This is a genomic window from Nonomuraea sp. NPDC049625, assembly GCF_040675285.1.
GTDB lineage: Bacteria > Actinomycetota > Actinomycetes > Streptosporangiales > Streptosporangiaceae > Nonomuraea > Nonomuraea angiospora_A.
Map to the genome: position 1 here is coordinate 1 of NZ_JBFAOQ010000054.1, position 2,286 is coordinate 2,286.

Genomic DNA, 2,286 nt, shown 5'->3' on the forward strand with positions numbered 1-2,286 from the left:
CGGCGTTGCGAGCTTTCCTGCACGGCCTGCCCGGGGTTGACCGGGTCGGCGCGGACCAGCGGGCGGCGATGCTCGGCACCCGTTCGATCAAGACCACCGCCAAGGCACAGGCCATCGACCTGGCCATCTCCATGGTCGACCTGACCACCCTCGAAGGAGCCGACACGGCCGGCAAGGTGCGGGCGATGTGCACCAAGGCCGTCCACCCCGGCGGCGGCGCCGGCCCGGTGGCGGCCGTGTGCGTCTACCCCGACCTGGTCGAGGTCGCGGTCGGGGCGCTGGCCGGGACCGGGGTCAAGGTGGCCTCGGTGGCCACCGCCTTCCCCAGCGGCCGTTCCTCGCTGGAGGTCAAGGTGAGCGACACCGCGCTGGCGGTGGCGGCGGGCGCCGATGAGATCGACATGGTGATCGACCGGGGCGCGTTCCTGTCCGGCCGTTACCTGAAGGTGTGGGAGGACATCGTCGCGGTCAAGGCGGCCTGCGGCGGCGCGCACCTGAAGGTGATCCTGGAGACCGGCGAGCTGGCCACCTACGACAACGTGCGGCGCGCGTCCTGGCTGGCGATGCTGGCCGGCGCCGACTTCATCAAGACCTCCACCGGCAAGGTGGCCCCGGCCGCGACGTTGCCGGTGACGCTGATCATGCTGGAGGCGGTGCGGGACTTCCGCGAGGTGACGGGCCGGCAGGTGGGCGTCAAGCCCGCGGGCGGCATCCGTACCACCAAGGACGCGATCAAGAATCTGGTGCTGGTGCACGAGACGGCCGGTGATGACTGGCTGTCGCCGCAGTGGTTCCGGCTGGGCGCCTCCTCGCTGCTGAACGATCTGCTGATGCAGCGGCAGAAGCTGGCCACCGGCCGGTATGCCGGTCCCGACTACTTCACCCTGGACTGATGATGGCGATCTTCGAGTACGCCCCCGCGCCCGAGTCGCGTGACCTGGTCGACCTCAAGGCGTCGTACGGGCTGTTCATCAACGGCGAGTTCGTGGACGGGGCGGGCACCCCGTTCAAGACGATCAACCCGGCGACGGAGGAGACGCTGGCCGAGGTGGCCACGGCCTCTTCCGATGATGTGGATCGGGCGGTGCAGGCCGCCCGCAAGGCGTTCGGCGGCTGGTCGGCGTTGCCGGGGGTGGAGCGGGCCAAGTATCTGTTCCGGATCGCGCGGATCATCCAGGAGCGGGCGCGTGAGCTGGCGGTGCTGGAGTCGCTGGACAACGGCAAGCCGATCCGGGAGTCGCGGGATGTGGATGTGCCGCTGGTGGCGGCGCACTTCTTCTACTACGCGGGCTGGGCGGACAAGCTGCAGTATGCCGGGTTCGGCACGAAGCCGCTGGGGGTGGCGGGGCAGGTGATCCCGTGGAACTTCCCGCTGCTGATGCTGGCCTGGAAGATCGCGCCGGCGTTGGCGTGCGGGAACACGGTGGTGCTCAAGCCGGCCGAGACGACGCCGTTGTCGGCGTTGTGGTTCGCCGACATCTGCCGGCAGGCCGATCTGCCGCCGGGGGTGGTGAACATCGTGACCGGCGCGGGCGAGACGGGCGCGGCGGTGGTGGCGCATCCGGATGTGGACAAGGTGGCCTTCACCGGTTCGACCGAGGTGGGCAGGATCATCGCCCGGGCGGTGGCCGGCACGGACAAGAGGCTGACCTTGGAGCTGGGTGGCAAGGCGGCCAACATCGTGTTCGCCGATGCCGCGATCGATCAGGCGGTGGAGGGGATCGTGAACGGGATCTTCTTCAACCAGGGTCACGTGTGCTGCGCCGGCTCGCGCCTGCTGGTGGAGGAGTCGGTCCAGGAGGAGTTGCTGGCGGCGTTGAAGCGGCGGCTGGGCACGCTGCGGGTGGGTGATCCGCTGGACAAGAACACCGACGTCGGGGCGATCAACTCGGCGGAGCAGCTGGCCAGGATCCGGGAGTTGTCGGCGGTCGGGGAGTCGGAGGGCGCCGAGCGCTGGTCGCCTGCCTGCGAGCTGCCGGAGCGGGGGTTCTGGTTCCCGCCCACGATCTTCACGGGGGTGGCGCAGTCGCACACGATCGCGCGGGAGGAGATCTTCGGGCCGGTGTTGTCGGTGCTGACGTTCCGCACGCCGGCCGAGGCGGTGGAGAAGGCCAACAACACGCCGTATGGGTTGTCGGCGGGGATCTGGACGGAGAAGGGGTCGCGGATCCTGTGGATGGCTGATCGGTTGCGGGCCGGGGTGGTGTGGGCCAACACGTTCAACAAGTTCGATCCGGCCTCGCCGTTCGGCGGTTACAAGGAGTCCGGCTATGGCCGCGAAGGCGG

At 69.6% G+C, this 2,286-nt stretch carries 2 protein-coding genes; both read left to right on the forward strand.

Translation table 11 applies throughout. The annotated features are described in order from the left end of the window. A partial coding sequence (gene deoC / locus AB0J87_RS64335; RefSeq protein WP_363985903.1) for a deoxyribose-phosphate aldolase occupies window positions 1-893 on the forward strand: 893 nt, incomplete at its 5' end. Between the two features lie 2 nt (window positions 894-895). Continuing rightward, window positions 896-2,286 (forward strand): aldehyde dehydrogenase family protein (locus AB0J87_RS64340; RefSeq protein ID WP_363985905.1); only part of this gene is annotated, 1,391 nt, incomplete at its 3' end.